The organism is Nonomuraea sp. NPDC050556 (genome assembly GCF_044457355.1).
Classification (GTDB): domain Bacteria; phylum Actinomycetota; class Actinomycetes; order Streptosporangiales; family Streptosporangiaceae; genus Nonomuraea.
This window is the reverse complement of record NZ_JBITGU010000006.1, coordinates 204,637-228,136: the sequence shown is the minus strand read 5'-3', so window position 1 is coordinate 228,136 and position 23,500 is coordinate 204,637. Positions and strand designations below refer to the sequence as shown.

At 69.9% G+C, this 23,500-nt stretch carries 28 protein-coding genes; 16 read left to right on the top strand and 12 right to left on the bottom strand.

The window, feature by feature from the left end:
• The first annotated feature begins 174 nt into the window (after positions 1 to 174).
• Genes ACIBG8_RS47845 through iolD form a run of 6 tightly spaced genes read left to right on the top strand, consistent with a single transcriptional unit; the run spans position 175 to position 6,306 of the window.
• Positions 175 to 1,113, top strand: a complete 939-nt coding sequence (locus ACIBG8_RS47845) for a Gfo/Idh/MocA family oxidoreductase (protein ID WP_397349987.1) — start codon at positions 175 to 177, stop codon at positions 1,111 to 1,113.
• Entirely contained in the window at positions 1,110 to 1,904 is a 795-nt protein-coding gene (locus ACIBG8_RS47840) for a sugar phosphate isomerase/epimerase family protein (RefSeq protein ID WP_397349986.1), read from the top strand. Before ACIBG8_RS47845 ends, ACIBG8_RS47840 begins: the two co-directional genes overlap by 4 nt.
• Positions 1,901 to 2,836 (top strand): 5-dehydro-2-deoxygluconokinase, encoded by a 936-nt coding sequence (gene iolC / locus ACIBG8_RS47835; RefSeq protein WP_397349985.1) that lies wholly within the window; start codon positions 1,901 to 1,903, stop codon positions 2,834 to 2,836. Before ACIBG8_RS47840 ends, iolC begins: the two co-directional genes overlap by 4 nt.
• Entirely contained in the window at positions 2,829 to 3,692 is an 864-nt protein-coding gene (locus ACIBG8_RS47830) for a deoxyribose-phosphate aldolase (RefSeq protein ID WP_397349984.1), read from the top strand. The genes iolC and ACIBG8_RS47830 overlap by 8 nt, the downstream gene beginning before the upstream one ends.
• Positions 3,689 to 4,507, top strand: coding sequence for a 5-deoxy-glucuronate isomerase (gene iolB, locus ACIBG8_RS47825; protein WP_397349983.1), 819 nt, complete (start codon positions 3,689 to 3,691; stop codon positions 4,505 to 4,507). Before ACIBG8_RS47830 ends, iolB begins: the two co-directional genes overlap by 4 nt.
• Complete coding sequence (gene iolD, locus ACIBG8_RS47820) at positions 4,504 to 6,306, top strand: 3D-(3,5/4)-trihydroxycyclohexane-1,2-dione acylhydrolase (decyclizing) (protein WP_397349982.1); 1,803 nt, start codon at positions 4,504 to 4,506, stop codon at positions 6,304 to 6,306. Before iolB ends, iolD begins: the two co-directional genes overlap by 4 nt.
• On the opposite strand, the gene ACIBG8_RS47815 is transcribed toward iolD, so the two are convergent.
• Both ACIBG8_RS47815 and ACIBG8_RS47810 read right to left on the bottom strand, forming a co-directional pair.
• Positions 6,297 to 7,457, bottom strand: coding sequence for an MFS transporter (locus tag ACIBG8_RS47815; protein WP_397349981.1), 1,161 nt, complete (start codon positions 7,455 to 7,457; stop codon positions 6,297 to 6,299). The genes iolD and ACIBG8_RS47815 overlap by 10 nt on opposite strands.
• Positions 7,458 to 7,497: 40 nt before the next feature.
• Positions 7,498 to 8,142, bottom strand: a complete 645-nt coding sequence (locus tag ACIBG8_RS47810) for a phosphatase PAP2 family protein (RefSeq protein WP_397349980.1) — start codon at positions 8,140 to 8,142, stop codon at positions 7,498 to 7,500.
• 76 nt (positions 8,143 to 8,218) lie between these two features.
• Here ACIBG8_RS47810 and ACIBG8_RS47805 point away from each other — a divergent pair, with 76 nt between their 5' ends.
• The gene (locus tag ACIBG8_RS47805) at positions 8,219 to 8,812 is read left to right on the top strand and encodes a TetR/AcrR family transcriptional regulator (protein WP_397349979.1); all 594 of its coding nucleotides are present in this window, start codon (positions 8,219 to 8,221) and stop codon (positions 8,810 to 8,812) included.
• Here ACIBG8_RS47805 and ACIBG8_RS47800 read toward each other — a convergent pair.
• Positions 8,776 to 9,414 (bottom strand): DUF998 domain-containing protein, encoded by a 639-nt coding sequence (locus ACIBG8_RS47800; protein ID WP_397349978.1) that lies wholly within the window; start codon positions 9,412 to 9,414, stop codon positions 8,776 to 8,778. The two genes, ACIBG8_RS47805 and ACIBG8_RS47800, sit on opposite strands and share 37 nt — an antisense overlap.
• Positions 9,415 to 9,472: 58 nt before the next feature.
• Between ACIBG8_RS47800 and ACIBG8_RS47795 the strand changes: the two genes are divergently transcribed.
• On the top strand, positions 9,473 to 10,279 hold the full coding sequence (locus tag ACIBG8_RS47795; protein WP_397349977.1) for an aldo/keto reductase: 807 nt from the start codon (positions 9,473 to 9,475) through the stop codon (positions 10,277 to 10,279).
• Between the two features lie 39 nt (positions 10,280 to 10,318).
• Entirely contained in the window at positions 10,319 to 10,966 is a 648-nt protein-coding gene (locus tag ACIBG8_RS47790) for a DUF1707 domain-containing protein (RefSeq protein ID WP_397349976.1), read from the top strand.
• A gap of 278 nt (positions 10,967 to 11,244) precedes the next feature.
• On the opposite strand, the gene glpX is transcribed toward ACIBG8_RS47790, so the two are convergent.
• On the bottom strand, positions 11,245 to 12,279 hold the full coding sequence (gene glpX, locus ACIBG8_RS47785; protein ID WP_397349975.1) for a class II fructose-bisphosphatase: 1,035 nt from the start codon (positions 12,277 to 12,279) through the stop codon (positions 11,245 to 11,247).
• A gap of 82 nt (positions 12,280 to 12,361) precedes the next feature.
• On the opposite strand from glpX, the gene ACIBG8_RS47780 reads away from it, so the two are divergent.
• From ACIBG8_RS47780 to ACIBG8_RS47765, 4 genes are read left to right on the top strand one after another with little or no spacing between them, the layout of a single operon-like run.
• A complete protein-coding gene (locus ACIBG8_RS47780; protein ID WP_397349974.1) occupies positions 12,362 to 12,958 on the top strand; it encodes a TetR/AcrR family transcriptional regulator in 597 nt (198 codons plus the stop codon).
• Between the two features lie 11 nt (positions 12,959 to 12,969).
• A complete protein-coding gene (locus ACIBG8_RS47775) occupies positions 12,970 to 13,506 on the top strand; it encodes a DUF4245 domain-containing protein (protein ID WP_397349973.1) in 537 nt (178 codons plus the stop codon).
• A gap of 16 nt (positions 13,507 to 13,522) precedes the next feature.
• The gene (locus ACIBG8_RS47770; RefSeq protein ID WP_397349972.1) at positions 13,523 to 13,876 is read left to right on the top strand and encodes a VOC family protein; all 354 of its coding nucleotides are present in this window, start codon (positions 13,523 to 13,525) and stop codon (positions 13,874 to 13,876) included.
• Entirely contained in the window at positions 13,873 to 14,463 is a 591-nt protein-coding gene (locus ACIBG8_RS47765) for an MBL fold metallo-hydrolase (protein WP_397349971.1), read from the top strand. The genes ACIBG8_RS47770 and ACIBG8_RS47765 overlap by 4 nt, the downstream gene beginning before the upstream one ends.
• A gap of 91 nt (positions 14,464 to 14,554) precedes the next feature.
• On the opposite strand, the gene ACIBG8_RS47760 is transcribed toward ACIBG8_RS47765, so the two are convergent.
• Positions 14,555 to 15,157, bottom strand: coding sequence for a TetR/AcrR family transcriptional regulator (locus tag ACIBG8_RS47760; RefSeq protein ID WP_397349969.1), 603 nt, complete (start codon positions 15,155 to 15,157; stop codon positions 14,555 to 14,557).
• A gap of 96 nt (positions 15,158 to 15,253) precedes the next feature.
• Between ACIBG8_RS47760 and ACIBG8_RS47755 the strand changes: the two genes are divergently transcribed.
• Positions 15,254 to 15,661 (top strand): nitroreductase family deazaflavin-dependent oxidoreductase, encoded by a 408-nt coding sequence (locus ACIBG8_RS47755; RefSeq protein ID WP_397349968.1) that lies wholly within the window; start codon positions 15,254 to 15,256, stop codon positions 15,659 to 15,661.
• Between the two features lie 491 nt (positions 15,662 to 16,152).
• Here ACIBG8_RS47755 and ACIBG8_RS47750 read toward each other — a convergent pair whose 3' ends face one another.
• The gene (locus ACIBG8_RS47750) at positions 16,153 to 16,389 is read right to left on the bottom strand and encodes an exodeoxyribonuclease VII small subunit (protein WP_397349967.1); all 237 of its coding nucleotides are present in this window, start codon (positions 16,387 to 16,389) and stop codon (positions 16,153 to 16,155) included.
• A gap of 60 nt (positions 16,390 to 16,449) precedes the next feature.
• Between ACIBG8_RS47750 and ACIBG8_RS47745 the strand changes: the two genes are divergently transcribed.
• Positions 16,450 to 16,917: a GNAT family N-acetyltransferase gene (locus ACIBG8_RS47745; protein WP_397349966.1), complete on the top strand. Its 468-nt coding sequence runs from the start codon at positions 16,450 to 16,452 to the stop codon at positions 16,915 to 16,917.
• Positions 16,918 to 17,097: 180 nt separating this feature from the next.
• Here the strand turns inward: ACIBG8_RS47745 and xseA are convergent, their stop codons facing one another.
• Positions 17,098 to 18,408 (bottom strand): exodeoxyribonuclease VII large subunit, encoded by a 1,311-nt coding sequence (xseA, locus tag ACIBG8_RS47740; RefSeq protein WP_397349965.1) that lies wholly within the window; start codon positions 18,406 to 18,408, stop codon positions 17,098 to 17,100.
• A gap of 29 nt (positions 18,409 to 18,437) precedes the next feature.
• Positions 18,438 to 19,244 (bottom strand): hypothetical protein, encoded by an 807-nt coding sequence (locus ACIBG8_RS47735; protein WP_397349964.1) that lies wholly within the window; start codon positions 19,242 to 19,244, stop codon positions 18,438 to 18,440.
• A gap of 139 nt (positions 19,245 to 19,383) precedes the next feature.
• Between ACIBG8_RS47735 and ACIBG8_RS47730 the strand changes: the two genes are divergently transcribed.
• The gene (locus ACIBG8_RS47730; RefSeq protein ID WP_397349963.1) at positions 19,384 to 20,349 is read left to right on the top strand and encodes a 4-hydroxy-3-methylbut-2-enyl diphosphate reductase; all 966 of its coding nucleotides are present in this window, start codon (positions 19,384 to 19,386) and stop codon (positions 20,347 to 20,349) included.
• A gap of 279 nt (positions 20,350 to 20,628) precedes the next feature.
• Here the strand turns inward: ACIBG8_RS47730 and ACIBG8_RS47725 are convergent, their stop codons facing one another.
• From ACIBG8_RS47725 to rmuC, 4 genes are read right to left on the bottom strand one after another with little or no spacing between them, the layout of a single operon-like run.
• Complete coding sequence (locus tag ACIBG8_RS47725; protein WP_397349962.1) at positions 20,629 to 21,135, bottom strand: hypothetical protein; 507 nt, start codon at positions 21,133 to 21,135, stop codon at positions 20,629 to 20,631.
• Positions 21,136 to 21,173: 38 nt separating this feature from the next.
• Entirely contained in the window at positions 21,174 to 21,698 is a 525-nt protein-coding gene (locus tag ACIBG8_RS47720; RefSeq protein WP_397349961.1) for a hypothetical protein, read from the bottom strand.
• Positions 21,698 to 22,213 carry a DUF6542 domain-containing protein gene (locus ACIBG8_RS47715; protein ID WP_397349960.1) on the bottom strand — a complete coding sequence of 172 codons (516 nt, stop codon included), beginning with the start codon at positions 22,211 to 22,213 and terminating at the stop codon, positions 21,698 to 21,700. The genes ACIBG8_RS47720 and ACIBG8_RS47715 overlap by 1 nt, the downstream gene beginning before the upstream one ends.
• Before the next feature lie 2 nt (positions 22,214 to 22,215).
• Positions 22,216 to 23,481: a DNA recombination protein RmuC gene (gene rmuC / locus ACIBG8_RS47710; protein ID WP_397350465.1), complete on the bottom strand. Its 1,266-nt coding sequence runs from the start codon at positions 23,479 to 23,481 to the stop codon at positions 22,216 to 22,218.
• Positions 23,482 to 23,500: the final 19 nt, after the last annotated feature.

Genomic DNA, 23,500 nt, shown 5'->3' with positions numbered 1-23,500 from the left:
ACAACCCTCCGGGAGGGGCGACCCTCCCATCTCTGCTCCTTTCCCTTGTGAGAGGAGAGTTTTTTGTGGGGGAGGTCCTTCTGTTGGGGGCTCTAAGTCAGAATGTCAGGACAAATCATTGACTGCGGGGGAAGGTCTCGCTTAGAAAGGAAAACCGAACCCCTTGGAGGCGCCATGCGTGTTGGTCTGCTGGGCCTGGGCAGGATCGGCGCATTCCACGCCGAAACCCTGGCCGCGCACCCGCTGGTCGACGAGTTGATCGTGTCCGACCCCGTGCGCAGCTCGCCGCATGGGAGACCGGGAGACCCGTTCGAGGCCGACGCCTTAGTGATCGCCACGCCCACGGACACCCATGCGGAGCTGCTGACCCGCGCGATCGAGCGAGGACTCAAGGTCTTCTGCGAGAAGCCCGTCGCGGGCAGCGTCGAGGAGACGATCGAGGTGCTGAAGGCGGCGCGGGGCGCCTTCGTGCAGATCGGCTTCCAGCGGCGCTTCGACCCCGGCTACGTCGCCGCGGCCACCGCCTGCCGCGCCGGCGAGCTGGGCGCGCTGCACCGGATCCACATGATCACCGCCGACCCGAAACCGCCGCCCGCCGAGTACATCCCGAAGTCCGGCGGCATCTACCGCGACTGCCACATCCACGACTTCGACATCCTGCGCTGGGTCACCGGCCACGAGGTGGACACCGTCTACGCCACCGGCGCCAACCGGGGCGAGGCGTTCTTCGCCGAGGCGGGCGACGTGGACACCAGCGTGGCGCTGCTCACGCTGGACGACGGGACGTTAGTAACGGTGCAGGGCTCGCGTTACAACGGCGGTGGTTACGACGTGCGCATGGAGCTGGCGGGTACGAAGCGGACCCAGGCCGTGGGGCTGAGCCCGTGGTCGCCGCTGACCAGCACCGAGGGGTTCCAGCCGCCCGGCGACCCGTGGCCCGACTTCGTGGCCAGGTTCAGGGTCGCCTACGAGGCGGAGATCGACGGCTTCCTGCGCGCCGACAGCACGTTGTGCTCGGTCGACGACGCGCTCGAAGCCCTGTACATCGCGGAGGCGGCCGAGCTGTCCCGCGCGGAAGGACGGCCGGTGCGGGTCGCGGAGGTGCGCAGATGAGGATCGCGGGAGCCCCGATCTCGTGGGGTGTGTGCGAGGTGCCCGGCTGGGGCTACCAGCTCCCACCCGCCAGGGTGGCCGCCGAGATGCGGGAACTGGGGCTGCGGGCGACGGAGCTGGGGCCCGACGGCTTTCTGACGGCTGAGGTTCTCGAGGAGCACGGCCTGCGGGGGATCGGCGCCTTCGTGCCCGTGGTCCTGCACGACCCGTCCTTCGACCCGATCCCCTCGCTGCTGGCGCAGCCCGGCGTCGAGGTGCTGGTGCTGGCCGCCGCCACCGGCATGGACGGCTACGACGCGCGGCCCGACCTGGACGCGCGCGGCTGGGAGACGCTGCTGCGCAACCTCGACCGGGCCATGGACCTCGACCGCATGGTCACCCTCCACCCGCACGTCGGCACCATGGTCGAGAACCGCGCGGAGGTCACCAGGGTGCTCGACGGCAGCGGGGTCGCCCTCTGCCTCGACACGGGACACCTGCTCATCGGCGGCACCGACCCGCTCGACGTCGACCCGGGCCGGGTGGCGCACGTGCACCTCAAGGACGTGTCGCTGCCGCTGGCCGAGCGGGTGCGGGCGGGCGAGCTCACCTACACCGAGGCCGTCGCGCAGGGCATCTACCAGCCACTCGGCCAGGGCGACGTGGACGTGGCCGGGATCGTGTCCCGCCTCGACAAGGACGGGTACACGGGGTGGTATGTCATGGAGCAGGACGTGGTCCTGTCCGACGCGGAGGACGACCCGATGGAGAACGTACGGCACAGCCTCGCCTACCTGGAGACCCTCGCATGACAGACGTCCTGACCATGGGACGGGTGGGCGTGGACATCTATCCGCTGCAGGTGGGGGTGTCGCTGCGCGAGGTCGAGACGTTCGGCAAGTACCTGGGCGGCAGCCCGACCAACGTGGCGGTGGCCGCCTCGAAGCTCGGGCGGGCCGCCGCCGTGATCACCAGAACGGGGAAGGACCCCTTCGGGGAGTTCATCCACGACGCGTTGCGGGAATACGGGGTTGATGATGCGTTCGTCACCGCCGTGGAGGGGTTGCCCACACCGGTGACGTTCTGCGAGATCCGGCCACCGGAGGACTTCCCGCTGTTCTTCTACCGCTTCCCCAAGGCCCCCGATCTGGTGATCAATCCGGAGGAGCTGGATATTTCGGCTGTCAGAGAGGCCAAGCTCTTCTGGGCCACGGTCACCGGGCTGTCGCAGGAGCCCTCGCGCGGAGCGCACTTCCACGCCTGGGAGGCGCGGGCCAAGCGCGGGTTCACCGTGCTCGACCTGGACTACCGCCCGATGTTCTGGGACTCGGCCGACGCCGCCCGCGAGCAGGTGCGCAAGGCGCTGCCGCACGTCACCGTCGCGGTGGGCAACCTCGACGAGGTCGAGGTGGCGACCGGGCTGCGCGAGCCGTACAAGGCAGGGCAGGCGCTGCTCGACGCGGGCGTCGAGCTCGCGGTCGTCAAGCAGGGCGGCGCCGGCGTCCTGGGTATGACCAGGGACGAGACGGTATCCGTGCCGCCGGTGCCGGTCGAGGTGGTCAACGGGCTGGGCGCCGGCGACGCGTTCGGCGGGGCGCTCTGCCACGGGCTGCTCGCCGGGTGGCCGCTGGAGCGGGTGCTGAGGTTCGCCAACGCGGCAGGTTCGATCGTCGCGGGACGGCTGGCCTGCGCGCCGGCCATGCCCACCGCAGCTGAGGTCGAGGGGGTGCTGGACGTTGGCTGACTACGACGACCTGCAGGAGATCAGGGCCAGGTTCCCCGAGCGCATCGTGGAGGCGGCAGCCGTACGGCGGCGCCGCCCGCTGCTCGGCGAGCGCGGCCAGCTCATGATCATCGCGGCCGACCATCCGGCGCGCGGCTCGCTCGGCGTCGGCTCGCGCGCGCTGGCCATGGGCAGCAGATTCGAGCTGCTCGACCGGCTGCGGGTGGCCCTGGCCAGGCCGGGCGTGGACGGGCTGCTCGCCACCCCGGACATTGTCGAGGACCTCCTGCTGCTCGGCGCGCTGCACGACAAGGTCGTCATCGGCTCGATGAACCGCGGGGGCATCCAGGGCGCGGTCTTCGAGTTCGACGACCGGTTCACCGCCTACGACACCTCGACGATCGTCAGGATGCGCCTCGACGGCGGCAAGATGCTCTGCCGCGTGGCCCGCGACGACATGGGCACGGCCGCCACGCTCGAAGCGTGCAGCAAGGCCGTGTCCGAGCTGGCGGGCAACGGGCTGGTGGCGATGGTCGAGCCCTTCTGGTCCTCCAAGCGGGGGCACGACCTGTCGCCGGAGGGCGTGATCCACGCCATCAACGTCGGCCAGGCGCTGGGCACCACCTCGGCGCGCACCTGGCTGAAGATCCCCGTCGTGGAGGACATGGAGCGCGTCATGCGCGCCACCACCCTGCCGACGCTGCTGCTCGGCGGCGACCCCGGCGACACGCCCGACATGGCCTACGCCTCCTGGCGCAAGGCGCTGAGGCTGCCCGGCGTGCGTGGGCTCGTGGTCGGCCGGGCGCTGCTCTACCCGCCGGACGACGACGTCGCCTCGGCCGTCGACACCGCCGTTTCCATGCTGGAGGCCTCGTGAGCTTCATCGCCGCAGGAACCACGGCCCGCTCGCCGTGGGCGCTGGAGATCACCCCGATCTCCGCCGGATGGACCTACAGCGGCCTGCGCGTGCTGCAGCTCTCGGGCGAGAGCGTGGAGTTCGACACGGGCACCGAGGAGATGCTGGTGCTTCCCCTCTGCGGGGGCTGCGTCGTGGAGGCGGACGGCGTGCGCATCGAGCTGGCCGGGCGCAAGTCCGTCTTCGCCGAGGTCACGGACTTCGCCTACCTGCCCGTCTCCGCCCACGTGCGGATCACCGGCGAAGGGCGCTTCGCGCTGCCGTCCGCGATGGCCAGGAACAGGTTCCCGGTCAGGTACGGCCCGGCCTCGGCCGTGCCCGTGGAGATCCGCGGCGCAGGCCAGGCCAGCAGGCAGGTCAACAACTTCTGCGCCCCCGACACCTTCGAATGCGACAAGCTCGTCGCCGTCGAGGTGCTCACGCCAGGTGGCAACTGGTCGTCCTACCCGCCGCACAAGCACGACACCGCCTCAGAGCACGAGGCCGAGCTGGAAGAGATCTACTACTTCGAGGGCGGCCCCGGCTACCAGCGCGTGTACGGCGGGCACGACGTGCTCGCCGAGGTCGCGTCCGGCGACGTGGTCCTGGTGCCGCGCGGCTACCACGGCCCGTCGATGGCCGCTCCCGGCTACGACCTGTACTACCTCAACGTGCTCGCCGGCCCGGCCGAGGAGCGGTCGATGGCGTTCTGCGACGATCCGCGGCACGCGTGGATCCGCGCGTCGTGGGAGGGGCAGCCGCTCGATCCGCGCGTTCCCTTCGGAGGTGCCTCATGAGGATGACGGTCGCCCAGGCGCTGGTGAAGTTCCTCGGGGTGCAGTACTCCGAGCGCGACGGCGTGGAGCACAAGCTGTTTGAGGGGTGCTTCGGCATCTTCGGCCACGGCAACGTGGCCGGGATCGGGCAGGCGCTGGCGGCGCAGGGCGCGGGGCTGTCGTCGGCCCTGCCGTACTATCTGGCGCGCAACGAGCAGGCGATGGTGCACACGGCCGTCGGGTTCGCGCGCATGCGCAACCGCCTGTCCACGTTCGCGTGCACGACCTCGATCGGGCCGGGCGCGACGAACATGGTCACCGGGGCGGCGCTCGCCACGATCAACAGGATCCCGGTGCTGCTGCTGCCCGGCGACGTGTTCGCGACGCGGGTGGCGAACCCGGTCCTGCAGGAGCTGGAGGACCCGCGTTCCTACGACGTGTCGGTCAACGACGCGTTCCGCCCGGTGTCGCGGTTCTTCGACCGGATCAACCGGCCCGAGCAGCTGCCGTCCGCTCTGCTGGCGGCGATGCGGGTGCTGACCGATCCGGCGGAGACGGGCGCGGTCACGCTGGCGCTGCCGCAGGACGTGCAGGCCGAGGCTTTCGACTGGCCGGAGGAGCTGTTCGATCGCCGGGTCTGGCACGTGGCGCGTCCGGCGCCCGAGCGGGCGGCGCTGGCCAGGGTCATCGAGGCCATCAGGGCTTCCGAGCGGCCGCTGATCGTGGCCGGTGGCGGGGTGATCTACAGCGAGGCGTGGGACGACCTGCGGGACTTCGCGGCGACCTACGGCATCCCGGTCGCCGAGACGCAGGCGGGCAAGGGGGCTCTGCCGTACGACGACCCGCTGTGCGTGGGCGCGATCGGGCACACGGGGACGTCGGCGGCCAACGCGCTGGCCAGGGAGGCGGACCTGGTCATCGGGATCGGGACCCGCTACAGCGACTTCACCACCGCCTCGCGGACGCTGTTCGGCAAGGCGCGGTTCGTCAACATCAACGTGGCGGCCTTCGACGCGGCCAAGCACGCAGGGCTGATGCTGGTGGCCGACGCGCGGGAGGCGCTGCGCGCCCTCGACCTGCCTGGCTGGCGCGCTCCTCGCGAGTGGTCTTCTTCGTCACCTGTGTGGTGGAACCATCGGGCGGGCCCGTCGCTCACCCAGGAAGCCGTGCTGGAGGACGTGCAGGCGGCCATGGCGCCCACCGACGTCGTGGTCAACGCGGCCGGGTCGATGCCCGGCGATCTCCACAGGCTGTGGAAGGCGCGCGACCCCAAGGGCTACCACGTCGAGTACGGCTACTCCTGCATGGGCTACGAGATCGCGGGCGGGCTCGGCGTGAAGCTGGCCGCACCTGAACGCGAGGTCTTCGTCCTGGTCGGCGATGGTTCCTACCTGATGCTCGCCCAGGAGATCGCGACCTCGGTCCAGGAGGGCGTGAAGCTGGTCATCGTGCTGGTCAACAACCACGGCTTCGCCTCGATCGGCAACCTGTCCGAGTCCGTGGGCGCTGCCAGGCTGGGTACGGCCTACCGCATGCGCAGCACCACAGGGGAGCTCGACGGCGCGCACCTGCCGATCGACCTGGCGGCCAACGCCGCGTCGCTCGGCGCCGACGTGCTGCGCTGCGCCGACCGCGACTCGCTGCGCGCGGCGCTGGTGAAGGCGCGCGAGGCGACCCGCACCACGGTCGTCTACGTGGAGACGGAGCCCGGCGGCGACGCCCCCGGCTCCGGCGCCTGGTGGGACGTGCCGGTGGCCGAGGGTTCCGAGCATTACGAGGCGTACGTCGAGGCGAAGAAGGAGCAGAAGCCCTACGTGTAGACCTTGGCGGACGGCTGGAAGCCGCGGGCGAGCACGATGATGCCCGCGGCCAGCACCAGGGGCGCGGCGAAGGCGATGCGCATGTCGAAGCTGTCGGCGAGGAAGCCGACGGCCGCCGCGCCCACGATGAAGCCCACGTAGTTGAACAGGTTGACCCGGGCGATCGCGATGCCCGTGCCCTCCGGGTCCAGGCGCCCGGCGGCCGAGAACGACTGCGGCGCGACCACCGACAGGCCGACGCCGGTCAGGCCGAAGGCGATGATGGCCAGCGGCTGTGTCTGGGCCAGCACCACGCCGAGGAAGCCGAGCGTCGCGATCGCGCCGCCGATGCGCACGATGGCGGCCGGGCCGTACCTCCTGACCGCGACGTCGCCGGCGAGGCGCACGACCAGCGTGGTCGCCTGGTAGGCGGCGTAGGCGAGCGGGATGACCGAGGCGTTGGCGAGCAGGATGTCCTTCATGTAGACGGTGCTGAAGTTGGAGACCGCCGCGTCCCCGACGTACAGGAAGCCCATCGCCAGGCAGAGCGGGATGATCGGGCCCCACGGGAAGCGCTTCTTGACGGCCGTCTCCGCCGACTCGACCTGCTCCTCGGCGATGGAGTAGAGCTTCGGCGCCGCGTAGAGCGACCCGGCGACGGCCAGCAGCATCGGGACGGCCATCCGGATCTCCACGTCGATCCGGTCGCCGGCGAACGACATCCACAGCGCGCCCAGGAGGCTGGCGACGCTCCACAACGCGTGGAAACCGTTCAGCACCGGCGTCTGGTAGCGCCGCTCCACCGCCACGCCCTGCATGTTCATCCCGGCGTCGACCCCGCCGACGCCCAGGCCGAACACCGCCACAGCCGCGACGAACAGCGGCAGGTTCGGCGCGAACCCGGCTGCCACCACGGCCAGCGCCACGAGCGGCTGCGCGAACCGGAGCAGCCAGCGGCTGCCGTGCCGCGCGGACAGCGATCCGGCGCCCACGCTGCCGACCCCGGCGATGACCGGCACGACCAGCAGGATCAGCGTCAGCGTTCCCTCGTCGAGGTGGTGCTTGGTCTGCAGCGCCGCCACCTGGGTGAGCAGCGTGGCGAAGGAGAGGCCCTGCACGGCATAGACCACGAACGTGGCCATACGCGCCTGGCGGTCACGCGGGGTCGGCATGGCGACCTCCTCGAAGAGGAAAGAAAAACATGAGGGGTCGTCAGGTTAGTGGCTTTACTTGCTGTTTCGCCAGACGCCGGAGGTTGTCCTTTTCCAGGAGCGGAGCGAAGCCCCACCACAACACCAACGTAGTGCCACCACCCAGGAGCGCGCCGCCGATCGTGTCGCTGAACCAGTGGGCGCTGACGTAGGTCCTGTCCCAGATCATCAGCAGCGTCACCACCGCCGTGGTGACGAGCCCGGCGCGCAGGCGCGTCGAGACCATCACCGCGACGACGACGAGGCAGAGCGCGACCGTGGTGACGACGTGGCCGGAGGGGAACGAGCCGGTGTCGACGGTGACCATCGGGTCGGCCGGCCGCGGGCGCAGCACCAGGTGCTTGACGCCCTGGGTGAGCACGGTCGTGGCGAGCACCGTGGCGAACAGGAACAACGCTCCCCAGCGGCGTCCCGTCGCGAGCCACCAGGCGAGCAGCGCCAGCGTGATGACCAGGCTGGCCGGTCCGCCCGCCAGGTTGAGCGCGTGCGAGACGGCGGTGAGGGCGTCGTTGCGGGTGGCGAGCATCGCCTCGCGCCAGGCGGCGTCGAAGCTCCGGGTGAAGGGGGTGAGGATGAGGAGCCCGCTGACGGCCCCGGCGAGCAGCAGTCCGAGGCCGTAGGCGAGTGCCCATCGGGGACGGTTCATGGGCACGGACTCTAAGCTGTCGCACTGAGTGCTTGGTAGGTTTGTTGTCATTGTGTTACCTGTTAGGGTGACGTGCGTGAAACGGCGGGGATACGCGTCCGGCGACGCGCGGCGCGAGCGCATTCTGGCCATCGCGATCCAGGAGTTCGCGGAGAACGGCTACCGCGGCACGTCGCTCGCGCGCATCGCGGAGCGGGCCGAGCTCTCCCAGGCCGGGGTACTCCACCACTTCAGGAGCAAGGAGCGGTTGCTCATCGCGGTGCTCGACTACCGCGACCAGCTCGATCTGGAGCGCTTCAACTACGGCGACCAGCACGGGATCGCCATGCTGCGGTCGCTGGCCGACGTGGTGGAGCACAACGCGCGCATCCCCGGCCTGGTCCAGCTCTTCTCGGTGATCAGCGGCGAGGCGGTCACCGCCGACCATCCCGGCCACACCTGGGCCAAGGAGCGGTACCGGCGGCTGCGCTCGGAGGTGGCGGGCGCGCTGCGCAGGGGCGCCGAGGCGGGGGAGTTCCGTACCGACCTGGACGCCGAGGCGCACGCCGACCGGCTGATCGCGATGATGGACGGCCTGCAGACCCAGTGGCTCATCGACCCCGAGCAGGTCGACATGGCCGCCGTCTTCCGCGGCTACATCGACGACCTGATCGCCACTCTCCGCCCCTGACCGGCCAGCGCTCCCAGGGCGATCAGCGCTGCGATCTCCGTGACCGCCAGCCCGCGCTCCACCAGGCCCAGCGGCATGACCTGCCACCACGGCCGGTCGGCCAGGAAGATCACGGCGGCGATGCCCGCCACCCACGCCAGCGACCCGAGGCCCAGACAGAAGGCGGCCAGCGCTGGGCGCCTGCCCTCCTTGTGCCGCCACGGCCTGGCGATGACGAGCGCGGCCAGCGGCAGCGCGAGGAAGGCCACGACGCTGGCGGTCCTGTGGACGTAGCCGCTCATGCTCGGGCCCACGGCCCAGTTGGCCTTGGGGAAGGTGGCGGCCATGAACAGCCCGACGCTCCACACCATCATCGCGATCGTCCCCACCGCCCCGGCGAGCCGGGTGCGGGCCAGCGTCACGCCGATCGCCGCAGAACCGGCCGCGAGGACGGCCACGCCGAGCCCGAAGACCCAGCCGTAGGCGCCCAGACCGTGCTCGCTGATGGTCCTGTGCAGCGGGTTGACCGTGTCCAGGGAGGCGAAGTCCAGCCCGATGACCACCACGATCCCGACGCCGACCGCCGCAAGCCCCACCCGATGCATGCCTGTGACAACGGTCACTTGTCGGCTTCTGTTCCATCAGGAACAAAGCCTGGGCCCATCCACTTGAGGGTTCACCATGACGTACTTCAACAGGATCGGGTTCGGCGCCATGCGACTGGCGGACGCCGACATCTGGGCGGGACCGGCTGACCGTGACAACGCGATCGCCGTCCTGCGGCGCGCGGTGGAGCTGGGCGTGCAGGTGATCGACACGTCCGACGCCTACTCGCTCGGGCTGAACGAGGAGCTGATCGCCGAGGCGTTGCACCCCTATCGGGACGATCTGGTGATCGCCACCAAGGCCGGAGTGACCAGGCCCAGCGCGGCGGAATGGGTGCCGCTCGGCCGTCCCGAGTATTTGCGTCAGCAGGCCGAGGTCAGCCTGCGCCGCCTCCGCCTCGACCGGATCGACCTGTTCTTCCTGCACCGGGTGGACCCCAACGTGCCGCTGGTCGAGCAGGTGGGCGCTTTGAAGCAGCTCCAGGACGAAGGCAAGATCGGCCGCATCGGCCTGTCCGAGGTGAGCGTGGCGCAGCTTGAAGAGGCGGCCACGGTGGCGCCGATCGCCGCCGTGCAGAACCTCTACAACCTGCGCGACCGCCAGCACGAGGACGTCGTCGATTACGCCGACCGGCACGGCATCGAGTTCTTCCCGTTCTTCCCCATCGCCACCGGCGACCATGCCGCGCAGGACGGGCCGCTCGCGGTGCTCGCCAAGGAGCTCGACGCCACGCCAGCGCAGGTCGCGCTCGCCTGGCTGCTGCGCCGCTCGCCCGTCATGGTTCCCATCCCCGGCACCACGTCCCTCTCCCACCTCGAGGAGAACATGGCCGCCACGCGGATCGCCCTTACGGACGAGCAGTTCGCAAGCCTCCGTGGTTAGTCCGGGCTTTCTGCAGATACACCGGATATCGTCGGAGGTGTGAAGGAACGTCCGGAGTCATGGCTCCCTCGGCTGGCAGAAGTCGGTGAACGGCTGGCCGAGGAGTGGCAGTCGGCCCGCCGACCCAGGAGCGGCGACCAGCCGCAGCCGCACGAGTTGCGGGCCTCCGACGACGACCGCGAGCGCATCGCGCAGGTGCTCCAGGACGCCCACGCCGACGGCCGCATCAGCATCGTCGAGCTGGAGGAGCGCCTGGGGGTCGTGTACGGTGCCCGGACGCTGGGGGAGCTCGCCTCCCTGACGGCCGACCTGCTTCCCGCCGACCAGCAGCCTCTGCAGCTGGACGACCGGCCGGTGTCGGCCATCTTCAAGCAGCAGCAGCGCGGGGGGCGGTGGGTGGTGCCCGCCGAGCTCGGGGTGACGGCGATGTTCGGAACCACCAAGCTGGACCTTCGGGACGCGATCCTGCAGAACCGGCGGATCATCATCAACGCGACGATCGTGTTCGGGGGGTTGGAGATCTGGGTGCCTGAGGGGTTGGAGGTGATCCGGGTCTCGAAGGACAAGACGATCCGCCTGACCAAGCAGCTCACCGCGCCTGACGCCCCGGTCATCGAGGTCCACACCTCGAACCTGATCGGCGAGATCAAGGTCAAGGAGCCTCCCCGGCGCAAACGCCGCCGCTGACCCGCCCTGACGCCCCGGCCGTAACGGCGCCCAGCCACGCCCACCGGCCGACCGTGCCCCTGGACAGCCCCCAGCCCCGCCCCCACCCAGGCCATCCCCCGGCCCCGCCGTACCCAAGCCTTTTAGGCCCTGCCTTCTAAAGGACCCCAGCCCCGTGAGGGCTCTTCTTCTCAGGGACCCCCTAACAGGCCCTTCTTCTCAAAGGACCCCAGCCACCCCACAGAGCGGTTGACCCTGAGGGACCTCAGCCCCTTACGGGGAGAGGTCCCTCAGCCAACTCACCCCGCAGTGTCGAAGTTGATCGCGCTATAAGCACGAAGCTTCCACAACTGATGCTCGCTCTCCACCTTCCGGATCGTCCCCGACCGCCCCCGCATCACCAGCGAGTGCGTCACCGCCACCCCGCCCCGGAACCGCACCCCCTGCATGAGCTCCCCCTGCGTGATCCCCGTAGCCGCGAAGAACACGTCGTCCGACGTGACCAGATCGTTGGTGTGCAACACCCGGTCCAGATCGTGCCCGGCCTCCAACGCCCGCCGCCGCTCCGCGTCGTCCTGCGGCCACAGCTTGCCCTGGATCACCCCGCCCATGCACTTGAGCGCGCACGCCGCGACGATGCCCTCCGGCGTGCCGCCGATCCCGAGCATCAGGTCGATGCCGGTCCCCGCGCGCGCCGCCATGATCGCGCCGGCCACGTCGCCGTCGGTGATGAACTTGATCCGCGCCCCCGTCTCCCTGACCTCCTTGACCAGCTGCTCGTGGCGCGGCCGGTCCAGGATGACCACGGTCACGTCGGACGCGGACGACCCCTTGGCCTTCGCCACCGCCGCGATGTTGGCCGCCACGGGCGCGTTGATGTCGACCACGTCGGCCGCCTCCGGCCCGGTCACCAGCTTCTCCATGTAAAAGACGGCCGACGGGTCGTACATCGACCCGCGCTCGCTCACCGCGATCACCGACACCGCGTCAGGCATGCCCAGCGCGGTCAACCGGGTCCCGTCGATCGGGTCCACGGCCACGTCGCACTCCGGACCGCTGCCGTCCCCGACGCGTTCGCCGTTGAACAGCATGGGCGCGTGGTCCTTCTCGCCCTCCCCGATCACCACCACGCCGTTCATGGACACCGTGTTGATCAACTGCCGCATGGCGTTCACGGCCGCGCCGTCGGCGCCGTTCTTGTCGCCCCTGCCCACCCATCGGGCGGCGGCCATCGCTGCGGCTTCCGTCACGCGAACGAGCTCCATGGCGAGGTTGCGATCAGGGGCGTGTTCGCCCGTGGCGAGTTCGGCGGGGACAGACGTCTGATCGGACATGATGGTGAGGCCTCCTCGTGGACAACTGTCTCGATGGTAGTTGTCCCCTTCTCCCCGGCCAGCGGAGGATAATGTGCCCACCATGAGCAGCGATGTGGAACAGCCGGTGACAGTGCGGGGCGCGGCGACGCGTACCGCTCTCCTGACCGCAGCTCGCGAGGTCTTCGTCTCCAAGGGTTTCGCCGAGGCCGGTGTCACGGACGTCGTGTCGAGGGCCGAGGCAAGCGTCGGGAGCCTCTACCACCACTTCTCCGGCAAAGCCGACCTCTACCTCACGCTGTTCGAGGAGTTCCAGTCGAGGCAGTGGCAGCGCACCAAGCTGGCCGCCCGCGAGTCGCGCGCCTCGGGCGAGAGCGATCCGATGAAGGTGTTCATCAGCGCCGCCCGCGCCTACCTCGACGGTTGCCTGGAGGAGCGCGAGCTGGCGGCGCTGTTCCTGCGCGGCGACGGGCCGCCCGGGTTCGAGGTCGTCATGCGCGATCGGCTGCGCACGTGGGCCAAGCGCAACGCGGCGCTGTTCGAGGAGGAGGGCGCGCTCGTCGTGGTCGTGACCGGCGCCCTCGCCGCCGCCGTGTCGGAGGTCGTGCTGTCCGGCGACCGCCAGCTGGCCGAGGACGTGCTCGCCATCATCGGCCAGATCCAGCCGGTCGCTGCGCAGGGCGGCCAGGTGAGCGGGTAACCTCGCCAAACGTGCGACGGTTCACTCAAGGTTTCTACGGCTACGCGGTGGCGCTCGGCGTCTGCGTGGTCGCGGCGGTGCTCTTCCTGCTGGTCACGCCGCAGAGCAGGGAAGAACACATCCCCAGGCGCGAGTACACGATCACGGTCGCCAACTTCAACAGGGACGTCACGTACAAGATCTGGGAGCCTGCGCAGGATCCGAGCGGCTGGATCCCGAACAGCAACCGGATCGTCAAGGGCGCCGACGGCTCTCCGACGCTCTACCTCGGGTACGCCACGGCGTCTCGCGAGCACGCGATGTTCGTGCAGAGCGCAGAGCAGCCCGCGGCCGGGTTCGCGAGCCGGATCGCCAACAGCGACAAGGTGATCGGTACGCAGCAGATCGACGGGCAGCCGTGGGAGAAGCGGTTCCGCGAGGACAAGAACCAGCGGACTCTGGTGCGTACGCTGCCGGGGGTGACGTTGATCGTCACGGGTACGGCCGACTGGCCGGAGCTGGCCACGCTGGCCTCGTCGTTGAAGGAACTGTCCAAGCCGACGAGCTGACTCCTACAGTCGTGCCATGAGCCTGAGGCAGGTGGCACAGCACGCGGACGATCTCACGAGGGCAACCGCGTTCTACCGCGATGTCCTGAAACTTCGGCACATCGCGACCTTTGATCCGCCGGGGTTGGTCTTCTTCGACCTTGGCGGGGTTCGGCTGATGCTGGAGAAGAGCGCGCCGTCCGCGCTGCTCTATCTCGCGGCAGACGACCTGGAGGGGGAGGTGGCGCGGCTCAAGGCGCTCGGCGTGGTCTTCGTGGAGGAGCCGCACCTGATCTTCACCGACGACGGCACCTTCGGTACGCCGGGGGCGGAGGTGCGGATGGCGGCGTTCCACGACTCCGAGGGCAATCTGGTTTGCTTGTCCACGTGAGGATCACGAAATATACCCATGCGTGTGTGCGGATCGAGCATGAGGGCCGCGTCCTGGTCATCGATCCTGGTGCGTGGACGGAGCCCGAGGCTTGGGACGGGGCCGACGCCGTCCTGGTGACGCACGAGCACGCCGACCACGTCGACGTGACGCGGGTTTCCGGGGTGCCTGTCTACGCGCCTGCCGGGGCTGACCTGCCGGACTTCCCCTTCACGGCTGTTTCCGTGGGGGAGGAGTTCACCGCCGGTGGGTTCCGTGTCCGTGCCTTCGGCGGGGAGCACGCGTTCATCTACGAGGAGCAGCCGTCGTGCGCGAACCTCGGTTACCTGGTGGAGGACGCCCTTTACCACCCGGGGGACTCGGTCTTCGTGCCTCCCGTGCCGGTGGAGACGCTGTGCGTGCCCATGCAGGGTGGGTGGTTGAAGCTGCACGAGGCGATCGACTTCCTCAAGGCGGTGAAGGCTTCGCGCGCCTTCGGTATTCACGACGGGCAGCTCAACGAGCGGGGGTTGGGGAGCGTCAACGCGTGGCTGAGCGAGGACGGCGGGCACGACTACCGCTGGCTGCCCCCTCGCGAAACCGCCTGACCCAGACCGCCCCCCGGGGCCCTTAACCCCTGAGGTCCTCAGCCCGACCCCTTCTTCGCCTCTCCATCTGCGTTCTGGGTGCGGTGGCCTGTCAGCGGATGGCCAGCGCGGTGACCAGGTCGGTCAGGCCTGCTTTCACCGCGTCGGTCGTCATGCCCATCTCGTTGAGCTGGAAGTCGAGCAGGCTCGCCGTCAACGGAGCCAGCAGCGCATCGGCCAGGAAATGCGCGTCCCCACCCGGCCGTACCTGCGCCACCAGCACCGCCAGATGCGTGCGCCGCACCCGGTAAGGCCCGTTGAAGCGGCTCTTCGGCTTGCCCTCCTCCAGCAGCCGGAAGATGTCCTGCAGCTCCAGCGTGTAGTCGACCATCGCGTGCAGGAACGCCGTGATCCGATCCACCGCCGGAGCGCCGGGCCCCATCGGCGGCGGGCCCGTCATGTACGCCTCCTGGAAGCGCCGCTCCCGCTCGTCGAGCAACGCGTACGCCAGGCCGGCGCGATCGCCGAACCGCCGGTACACCGTACCCACGCCCACCCCGGCCTCGCGCGCCACCTCGTCCAGCGACAGGCGCGTAGGACCGCAGGTCGCCAGAAGGCGTGCGGCCACGTCGACGATCTTCTGCCGGTTGCGCGCCGCGTCGGCGCGCTCCGGCGGCCGCTGGCCGATCAGCGGTAGCGGCTCGCGTTCTCCCATGGTGGCTCCCGACCCACGAGCATACGCTCCTGCTTGTAAACGGAGGTTCCTCCGTTTAGTATAAGCGGAGAGCTTTCCGGTTAAGGAGTAGAGGTCATGGCAGACGGTTTCAACGCACAGGTCATCGAAGAGTTCCGCGCGAACGGCGGCAAGGTGGGCGGCATGTTCGAGGGCGCGAACCTCGTGCTCCTCACCACCACGGGCGCCAAGAGCGGCAACCCCACCACGAGCCCGGTCATGTTCCTCCCGGACGGCGACCGCTACGTGATCATCGCCTCGAACGGTGGCGCCGACCACCACCCGGCTTGGTACCACAACCTCAACGCCCACCCGACGGCGACGGCGGAGGTCGGCACCGAGACGTTCGAGGTGAAGGCGGCTGTGGTGGAGGGGACGGAGCGGGACGAGCTTTACGCCCGCATGGTGGAGATCGCCCCGGGTTTCGCCGAGTACCAGGCCAAGACGACCCGCCACATCCCGGTCGTCGTCCTCAACCGCTCCTGACCCCACAGCCGTACGGCCCACCACCGGCCCGCCACACCGACCCCGTCGTACGGCCACGCGGTCGCGACGTTGCACGGCCTCACGCCCGCCACGTCGGGCGGCCTCACGCCACGCCACGATGTACGGCTTCACACCCGGCGGCTGCGCACCGGGCTCGCACGGCACCCGCCCAGCCCCGAGCCCCCGCAGCGCCCGCCCCTGCGCCGTAACGCCCGCCCTGAGCCCGCGAGAGGCGCTCCGCGTCGGGCGGTCCAAAGCCTCTGGGCCAATGCCGCCCGCCTCGCTCCGGAATGGCGGCCTGGGGCCCACGCCCGCACAAGGCCCAAGCCACACAAGGCCCAAGCCACACAAGGCCCAAGCCACACAAGGCCCAAGCCACACCAGGCCTTGAGCCACTCGAGGCCTTGAGCCGCTCTGGGCGGGCCCGCATGGCGGCCTTCAGGCGCTTGCATGCGTGGGTCGGAAGGCGGACCCACAGTGTGGTGGACGGGCTAGAACGGGGTGTCCGCGCCCGGCTGTTCGGTGGGGTCCGAGCGGCGGGCCATCGCGGCGGCCAGCTTCACCCGAGCCCCCTGCAGCCACTCCTCGCAGATCGCAGCCAGCTTCTCCCCGCGCTCCCACAGCTCGATCGACTGCTCCAGCGTGAGCCCGCCGGTCTCCAGCCGACGCACCACCTCGGTCAGCTCCTCGCGGGCCTGCTCATATGAGGGTGCCTTGTCATCTGCCACGCGCACCACCCTAGGGTCAGGGACCGACAATCGCGTCCTGGCCCGCCGAGGAGAGCGCCCGTGTCCATACGCAACGCGACCATAGCCGACATCCCCGAGCTGGTACGGCTCCGCGAGATCCTCGCCGCCCGGATGGCCGCCGACACGCACCCTCCCGAGGACGGCTGGCAGGACGCCTACGCCACGGAACTGACCGCCAGGCTGGGCGACGACGACGTGGCCGTGCTGGTCATCGACGCTCCCGACGGCACGCTGGCCGCGTGCGGCATCGGCTTCGTCTTCCACCGCTTCCCCGGCCCCGGCCTGCCCGACGGACGCTTCGGCTACATCCTGGGCATGACCACCGCCCCGCCCCACCGCCGCAGGGGGTACGGCAGAGCCATCCTGGACGCGCTGATGTCCTGGTACGCGGCCCGTGGCGTCACGAGGGTCGACCTCCACGCCACCTCGGACGGCGAGCCCCTGTACCGCTCCTACGGCTTCACCTCCCGCTACCCGGGCCTCACCTGGACCGCCCCCCACCCGTAACGCCGCGCTCCGTGCAGGCTTGAGCCCCGCTCGCGTCTTGCCCAGCCTCCGTAGTGGGTGCCCGTGCTTATAGGGACCTCGGCCCATCCAGAGGCTGAGGTCCTTCAGAGACGGCCGCTTCGCAGTGTCGGGGGGCACCAAGGGGGCTGAGGTCCTTTGGAAGCGGTCCCACACGAAGGGTCAGGGGTCTTCGGTGGGGTCCGGGAGGAGGGGGAGGGCGTCCTCGTCCGCGGGCTTCTTGCGTGGCTTGCTGGGTTTGCGTGCCTTCTTGGCCGGTGCGGCGTCGTCGGGGGACTCGGTGCGCACCGTCAGACGGTCGTCCGTGAGGCGGATCGTCAGCAAGTCTCCCGGCGCGATGTCGGCCGCTCGCCGTACCACCTCGCCCTCAGGGCGCTGCACGATCGCATACCCCCGCTCCAACGTCGCCGCCGGAGAAAGCGCCACCAACTGGGCGCGCAAATGGCTCAAAGAGTCCTCAGCCCGGTCGATCGAGGTCCCCAGCGACCGCCGAGTCCGGTCGCGCAACGCGTCCACCTGCTCGGCCCGCCGTTCCAGCTCACGGACCGGATCCGCCAGCGACGGCCGCGAGCGTACCGAGGTCAGCCACGACAGCTCCCGCTCCAGCCACCCACCGACCACCCGCCGCCCCCGGTCGCGCAGCTGCCGCACCAGCGTGAGCTGCTCGCCCACGTCGGGCACGACCTTCTTGGCCGCGTCCGTGGGCGTCGAGGCGCGTACGTCGGCGACCAGGTCGAGCAGCGGACTGTCCTGCTCGTGCCCGATCGCGCTGACCACCGGAGTACGGCACGCCGCCACGGCCCGCACCAGCGACTCGTCCGAGAAAGGCAGCAGATCCTCCAGCGAGCCACCGCCGCGCGCGATGACGATGACGTCGACCTCGCGATCCGCGTCGAGCTTCTGCACGGCCTCGGTGACCTCGGTGACCGCGTACGGCCCCTGGACGGCCACCTCCTCGACCTTGAAACGTACGGCCGGCCAGCGGCGCCTGGCGTTCTCCAGCACGTCGCGCTCGGCCGCCGAGTCGCGCCCGCAGACCAGCCCGATCGTGCCAGGCAGGAACGGCAGCCTGCGCTTCCTGTCGGCGTTGAACAGCCCTTCCGACGCCATCACCTGGCGCAGCCGTTCGAGCCTGGCCAGCAGCTCGCCCACGCCGACGGGACGGATCTCCAGCGCGGTCAGGGCGAACGAGCCGCGGTTGACCCAGAAATCGGGCTTGACGTGCACCACGACCCGGGCGCCGTCGACCGGGCGGGGCACGGTGGCCTCGTAGACGTTGCGCGGCGCCGTCACCCTGGCGGACACGTTGGCGACGGGGTCGCGCAGGGTGAGGAACACGGTGCCGCCGCGCGCGCTGAGGTCGGTGATCTGCCCCTCGACCCAGACCGTGCCGAGCTTGGCGATCCAGCCACCGACCATCTGCAGGACCGTGCGGACCGGCAGGGGGTTTTCCGGCGTGGTCTTGGCGCTCATGGCGGCAGCCTACGGGGCGTGGCCGACGTTTACTCGGCGGCCAGCTTGGCCAGGCGGTTCTCGTACATCCTGATGACTTCTTCGCGGGCCTGGGTGGCCTGCTCGTAGGCGAGGAGCTCGTTGATCTGGTCGGCGGACTTGCCACGCAGCCTGGCGCGCAGGGAGGCGACGGTGAGGTCGGAGTAGCCGGGGAGCGGCTCGACCAGGCCGTTGGAACCGGCTTCGACGACTTCGACGGGCTTGGCGGCCTTGGTCGCCCTGGGCTTGGGCGCGGCCTTGGGCTTGGCTTCCGCCTTCGGCTTGGGCTTGGGGGCGGCCTTGGGCTTGGGCTTGGCGGCGGGCTCGGCGCTGTCGGGTACGGTGCCCACGGCCTCGACGCTCACGGGCTCGGGGGCGGCGACGGGCTCGGGGGCGGTGACCGGCTCGGGGGCGGCGACCGGCTCGGCCGAGGCGACGGGCTCATCGCTGACCGGCTTAGTGGCGACCGGCTCAGGGGTGACCGGCTCGGCGGCGGCCGGCTTGGGGGCGAAGATGACGGGTTCCGGCTTCGTCTTGGCTGCGCCGTTCGACTCGACGTCGCTGGTCGAGGGCCTGGGCGCGAAGATGACGGGCTCCCGGCGCGCGGGCTTCTCCTCCGGCTCGGCGGCGGCCACCTGCTCCGCTGCCGACGGCTTGGACTCGGTCGTCTCCTCCTCGTCCCTGCCGGCCAGCCCCTTGATGGAGTTCTTCACCCGGTCGGCGAGCAGCAGAGCCTGCCCGGCCGCGCTGAGCGTGGTCTGGATCACGAGCAGCGGAAGGTCCTTGGCCTTCGCCTTGAGCTCGTCCTTGTCTGTCATGGTTTTAGCGATGCTGCGTATCACGTCGCTGAGGGACATGCCGACTCCCTGGGAGGTCCTGTTCGGGACGGCCAGTCTGGCAAACGCTCGGTGCCATGCGCGAGCGGGCCGCTTTGCCGCTCCACGTAGCATATGAAGCATGGAGCCGAAGACCCCCACCGCCCGACGAGTACTCGTAGCCAAGCCGCGCGGCTACTGTGCCGGAGTCGATCGCGCCGTGGAGGCGGTCGAGAAGGCTTTGGAGCAGTACGGCGCGCCCATCTACGTGCGCAAGCAGATCGTCCACAACACCCACGTCGTCAAGACGCTCGAGGCCCGTGGAGCCATCTTCGTCGAGGAGACGGAGGAGGTGCCCGAGGGCGAGATCGTGGTGTTCTCGGCGCACGGCGTATCGCCCGCCGTACACGACGAGGCCGCCCAGCGGCAGCTGCGCACGATCGACGCGACGTGCCCGCTGGTCACCAAGGTGCACAACGAGGCCAAGCGCTTCGCCAACCAGGACTACGACATCCTGCTCATCGGTCATGAAGGCCACGAAGAGGTCGAGGGTACGGCCGGCGAGGCGCCCGAGCACATCCAGCTCGTGGACGGCCTCGACTCGGTCGACCGCATCCAGGTGAAGGACCCCGACAAGCTGGTGTGGCTCTCGCAGACCACCCTGTCGGTGGACGAGACCATCGAAACGGTCAAGCGACTCAAGGACCGGTTCCCGACGCTGCTCGACCCGCCGAGCGACGACATCTGCTACGCCACCCAGAACCGGCAGGTCGCGGTGAAGGAGATCGCGGCGGAGTCGCAGCTGGTGATCGTGGTCGGCTCGGAGAACTCGTCGAACTCCAAGCGGCTGGTGGAGGTGGCGAAGGACCATGGGGCCGATGCGGCTTATCTGGTCGACTACGCGGCCGACATCCGCGACGAGTGGCTCGAAGGGGTCACCACGGTGGGGGTGACCAGCGGAGCTTCGGTGCCTGAGGAGCTGGTGGACGAGGTGCTGGCACGGCTGGCGAAGCACGGGTTCGACGACGTGCAGGAGGTCGAGTCGGTGAAGGAGAGCATGCGGTTCGCGCTCCCGCACGAACTCCGCAAGAACCTCCGCGCCAACTAACCCACCCACACGGCCCCGACTCACCCGAGAAGGGGCCTGGCGCACGCAATGGGCCTGCGCAAGAGCGTGCTGATTAGCCCCGAGCTTCCCTTCTTTGGGGGCAGAGCCTCCCGAGCCCCCGGACCCCCACCCACCCGTGCGCGCTTCCCAGGCCGAGCCCGGATGTCCCGCCCACTGCACGGGGCGAGGGACACGAGGTGGGTTGCGTGCTCCGCCCACTCTGACAGGGGTCCTGCGCCGCCATACCTGGCTTGAGCTCGGCATGGACATCAGCGGGGTCTACATCTCAGGTGGTTGTTCCGCGCCCGGCGTGGCCTGGGCGTCTTCCTCCTCCACGCGCACATAACCCGCCCCATGCACCCCCAGCCCCACCGCCGCGCCAACCAGGATCGCGATCCCGGCGATCGTCATGATGTGCCAGAACCCCGCCACCACCCCCACGAACCCCAACGCCAGCGCCCCCTGCTGCGCCACCATCACGACAGCCGAGCTCGTCGCGCGCCGCCGATACGTCTCGTGCCGGTTCAACAACAACAGAGCAGACAACAGCGGGATGGCCAACGCAAACGCGACCACGCAGATCTGGGCGGAAAGGTCGAGGGGAGCGGTCCCGGGCGTGAGGAACGGCTGCACCAGCACGACTCCGATGCCGATCAAGCCGCCGTACATCATGTTGTTCTGGCGCAGGGACTCCTCCTGCTGCCCCGCCGCCCGCTTCTTCCACCACTCCCCATGCGCGGCGGATTGTCGCTTCCACCACGCTTCGTCCCTAATGTTCTCGTCCATGGCGACCATTGTGTTCCACCACTACGCCCCAGAGCCGCTCAGCGAGCCGGGCCGTACAGCCAGATCTGGTTGAGGGGGAAATACAGGGCCAGCACCACCAGGCCGATCCCCAGCCCCGCGATCAGGCGCAGGCCGGGCCGTACGCCGGGCAGCAACAGGCCCAGGACTCCGACCGCCACCACCAGGTGCCCGCCGTACCACCAGCCCGCGTCATCGCCGTCGGTCAGGCGCCAGCCGGTGAGGAGCCCGGTTCCTACCAAGACGAGCAGCAGGGCCCAGCGCCAGGTGAGGGCCGCGCGCAGCAGCACGCCCGCACCGAGCAGCAGTGCCGACCACGCGTGCAGGTGCCGGATGAGCAGCCCGCCGCGCACCTCGAAGCTGATCCGCATGGTCGACGCGTACGCCTGGCTCATCTCGATGCCGAGCAGCGGCGCGAACGGCCCGCCGTACACCACGGGCGTGCCACCCGCCCGGTAGAAGAACGCCAGGAACGCCCCGGTGACCACCAGCACCACGAAGCAGCAGACGACCATCTCGTCCGCCAGCCGCCTGGATAAGTGCATCAGTCCTCGACCCGGGGCGTGCCGTACAGCCGTGGCTCGAAATAGCCCTCGGGCTCAGGCGCGAACGAGCTGGTCCGCGGCTTGGGGATGTCCGGCGCGCCGATGCGCAGCTCCTCGCGCAACTCCCGGACGTTCTCCCGCAGCCCGCGCCGCCAGGCCACCGCCAGCACCAGCGCCGACCCGGCGAACAGCCAGGGCGCCCCGGCCGACAGCGCCGTGTAGAGCCCGACGGCCAGCGACTGCAGGAACGACCGCGCCGTCAGCGCGGAGCCGAACTGGACCACGAACGTGGCAGCGAAGAACACCAGCGGCGGCGTCACCACCAGCGACAGCAGCTCCCGCTGGTTGACCAGGAGCACCCCGGTCAGGCTCCCCGCCAGGAAGGCCGCACCGACCAGCAAAGGCATCCCGAACATGGCGGACAGGACGTATCCCGCCAGGGCGGACAGCAAGGCGAGCGCGATCGCGCCGCGGGAGGTCAGCTTGATCGCCGACCGCCGGGTCTTTCCGCTCATGTTCATCCACCCCCGCTCGCCAACTTACCGTTCACATGGGAAATCAGAGACGAGGTTTCCAGCAGTTCAGGGGAGGCGAGCGGCCTGGGCAGCCCTTCGAGCATCTCCGGCGCGTCCAGTTCGCCGTCGACCACACCGAGATCGTGTAGTTTGCGCGCCGTCACCAGGACGCGGGTCTCCAGCGACCCGACCGTCTTGTTGTACGACTCGACCGCGCGCGACAGCGACTTGCCCAGCGACTCGACGTTGCGCCCGAGCGACGAGAGCCGCTCGTAGAGCTCCTTGCCCAGCTCGAAGACGGCGCGCGCGTTCTCGCTCAGCGCGGCCTGCTGCCAGGCGTAGTGCGCGGTGCGGAGCATCGTGATGAGCGTGGTCGGCGTGGCGATGTGCACCCGTTTGGTCATCGCGTACTCCAGCAGCGACGGGTCCCGCTCCAGCGCGGGCGCCAGGAACGCCTCGCCGGGGATGAACAGCACCACGAACTCCGGCGTGGGGCTGAACCCCTGCCAGTAGGCCTTGGCGGCGAGCTGGTCGACGTGCTGGCGCACGTGCCTGGCGTGGGCGTCGAGCCGTACGGTCGCCAGCGTCTCGTCGCCCGCCTCCGCCGCCTCCAGGTACGCGGCGAGCGACACCTTGGAGTCGACGATGATGTTCTTGCCCCCGGCCAGCCTGATCACCATGTCGGGCCGCATCGCCCCCTCGACCACCTGCTCGTCGAAGTCGCAGAAGCGCTGCATCCCGGCGATCTCCGCCACCCGGCGCAGCTGCAGCTCGCCCCACCTGCCGCGGGCCTCCGGCCGCTGCAGCGCGCGCACCAGCGAGGTGGTCTGGGTGCGCAGCTCGTTGTTGCTCTGGCGGACGAACTCCATCTGCTTGGCGAGCTCGGCGCGGGCGGCGCGCTGGCCGGACTCGGTGTCGCGCAGCTGGGCCTCCACCCTGGCCAGCGCGTCGCGCAGCGGCTCCACCAGGTGTTCCACGGCCTGCTTGCGCTGGTCGAGGTCGCCGGTGGCCTCGGCGCGGCTGGCGGCCAGGCGGGTCTCGGCGAGCTCCAGGAAGCGGATGTTGTTGACGTCGAGCGCCCGGGTGGACAGGGCCTGGAACCGTTCCGCCAGCTGTTGTTCGACGTAGACGAGCTTGTCCTCGGCGGATTTGGCGCGCGCGTCGGCCTCGGCCACCCGCACCGCCGACCGCGTTCTTGCCAGGAGGAACCCGATGGCCACTCCGGCAGCCAGGCCGATGAGAAGCGAGACGACATCCACTCCATCGATGATTGCAGGGCATTCTGCG

Coding starts and splice junctions, on each gene's coding strand:
- ACIBG8_RS47845 (WP_397349987.1), top strand. CDS start 175: ATGCGTGTTGGTCTGCTGGGCCTGGGCAGGATCGGCGCATTCCACGCC.
- ACIBG8_RS47840 (WP_397349986.1), top strand. CDS start 1,110: ATGAGGATCGCGGGAGCCCCGATCTCGTGGGGTGTGTGCGAGGTGCCC.
- iolC (WP_397349985.1), top strand. CDS start 1,901: ATGACAGACGTCCTGACCATGGGACGGGTGGGCGTGGACATCTATCCG.
- iolD (WP_397349982.1), top strand. CDS start 4,504: ATGAGGATGACGGTCGCCCAGGCGCTGGTGAAGTTCCTCGGGGTGCAG.
- ACIBG8_RS47815 (WP_397349981.1), bottom strand. CDS start 7,457: ATGCCGACCCCGCGTGACCGCCAGGCGCGTATGGCCACGTTCGTGGTC.
- ACIBG8_RS47810 (WP_397349980.1), bottom strand. CDS start 8,142: ATGAACCGTCCCCGATGGGCACTCGCCTACGGCCTCGGACTGCTGCTC.
- ACIBG8_RS47795 (WP_397349977.1), top strand. CDS start 9,473: ATGACGTACTTCAACAGGATCGGGTTCGGCGCCATGCGACTGGCGGAC.
- glpX (WP_397349975.1), bottom strand. CDS start 12,279: ATGTCCGATCAGACGTCTGTCCCCGCCGAACTCGCCACGGGCGAACAC.
- ACIBG8_RS47780 (WP_397349974.1), top strand. CDS start 12,362: ATGAGCAGCGATGTGGAACAGCCGGTGACAGTGCGGGGCGCGGCGACG.
- ACIBG8_RS47770 (WP_397349972.1), top strand. CDS start 13,523: ATGAGCCTGAGGCAGGTGGCACAGCACGCGGACGATCTCACGAGGGCA.
- ACIBG8_RS47760 (WP_397349969.1), bottom strand. CDS start 15,157: ATGGGAGAACGCGAGCCGCTACCGCTGATCGGCCAGCGGCCGCCGGAG.
- ACIBG8_RS47755 (WP_397349968.1), top strand. CDS start 15,254: ATGGCAGACGGTTTCAACGCACAGGTCATCGAAGAGTTCCGCGCGAAC.
- xseA (WP_397349965.1), bottom strand. CDS start 18,408: ATGAGCGCCAAGACCACGCCGGAAAACCCCCTGCCGGTCCGCACGGTC.
- ACIBG8_RS47735 (WP_397349964.1), bottom strand. CDS start 19,244: ATGACAGACAAGGACGAGCTCAAGGCGAAGGCCAAGGACCTTCCGCTG.
- ACIBG8_RS47730 (WP_397349963.1), top strand. CDS start 19,384: ATGGAGCCGAAGACCCCCACCGCCCGACGAGTACTCGTAGCCAAGCCG.
- ACIBG8_RS47725 (WP_397349962.1), bottom strand. CDS start 21,135: ATGGACGAGAACATTAGGGACGAAGCGTGGTGGAAGCGACAATCCGCC.
- ACIBG8_RS47720 (WP_397349961.1), bottom strand. CDS start 21,698: ATGCACTTATCCAGGCGGCTGGCGGACGAGATGGTCGTCTGCTGCTTC.
- ACIBG8_RS47715 (WP_397349960.1), bottom strand. CDS start 22,213: ATGAGCGGAAAGACCCGGCGGTCGGCGATCAAGCTGACCTCCCGCGGC.